We start from the raw sequence: 1,281 nt of genomic DNA on the forward strand, positions 1-1,281 counted from the left end.
GGGAAACAGAAAGAGCCACCCCCGTAGGGGTGGCTCTTTCTGAATGATGTCCGGCGGCGTCCTACTCTCCCACACCCTGGCGAGTGCAGTACCATCGGCGCTGAGGGGCTTAGCTTCCGGGTTCGGAATGGGACCGGGCGTTTCCCCCTCGCTATGACCGCCGTAACGCTATCGAGTTGTCAAACGGGTTCCCGTTCGTCTCTCGGGAACCGCACAGTGGACGCGTAGCAATGAATGAAGGTGGTGAAGTTGTCGGCTTATTAGTACCGGTCAGCTGCGAAGGTCGTTAGTCCCTTCTTCCACATCCGGCCTATCAACCCAGTGGTCTAGCTGGGAGCCTCTCGGGGATCGAGTCCCCGTGGAAACCTCATCTTGAAGCAGGCTTCCCGCTTAGATGCTTTCAGCGGTTATCCCTTCCGAACGTAGCCAACCAGCCGTGCTCCTGGCGGAACAACTGGCACACCAGAGGTTCGTCCGTCCCGGTCCTCTCGTACTAGGGACAGCCCTTCTCAAGTTTCCTGCGCGCGCAGCGGATAGGGACCGAACTGTCTCACGACGTTCTAAACCCAGCTCGCGTACCGCTTTAATGGGCGAACAGCCCAACCCTTGGGACCTACTCCAGCCCCAGGATGCGACGAGCCGACATCGAGGTGCCAAACCATGCCGTCGATATGGACTCTTGGGCAAGATCAGCCTGTTATCCCCGGGGTACCTTTTATCCGTTGAGCGACGGCGCTTCCACAAGCCACCGCCGGATCACTAGTTCCGACTTTCGTCCCTGCTCGACCTGTCGGTCTCACAGTCAAGCTCCCTTGTGCACTTGCACTCGCCACCTGATTGCCAACCAGGCTGAGGGAACCTTTGAGCGCCTCCGTTACATTTTAGGAGGCAACCGCCCCAGTTAAACTACCCACCAGGCACTGTCCCTGGTCCGGATGACGGACCGAGGTTAGATCTCCAGAGCGACCAGAGTGGTATTTCAACGTTGACTCCACCGACACTGGCGTGCCGGCTTCACAGTCTCCCACCTATCCTACACAAGCCGCACCGAAGACCAATACCAAGCTATAGTAAAGGTCCCGGGGTCTTTCCGTCCTGCTGCGCGTAACGAGCATCTTTACTCGTAGTGCAATTTCGCCGAGTTCGCGGTTGAGACAGCGGAGAAGTCGTTACGCCATTCGTGCAGGTCGGAACTTACCCGACAAGGAATTTCGCTACCTTAGGATGGTTATAGTTACCACCGCCGTTTACTGGGGCTTAAATTCTGAGCTTCGCCTCGCG

The 1,281-nt window shown here is 57.5% G+C and carries 2 rRNA genes (1 of these 2 only partly in view); both read right to left on the minus strand.

Annotated elements, in window-relative coordinates:
* Nucleotides 1-48 precede the first annotated feature (48 nt).
* Nucleotides 49-165 (minus strand): 5S ribosomal RNA (gene rrf / locus IC607_RS17165).
* 75 nt (nt 166-240) lie between these two features.
* A 23S ribosomal RNA gene (locus IC607_RS17170) occupies nt 241-1,281 on the minus strand; it runs 1,514 nt beyond the window's last position.

The organism is Cellulomonas sp. JH27-2, assembly GCF_014837175.1.
Taxonomy (GTDB): Bacteria; Actinomycetota; Actinomycetes; order Actinomycetales; family Cellulomonadaceae; genus Cellulomonas.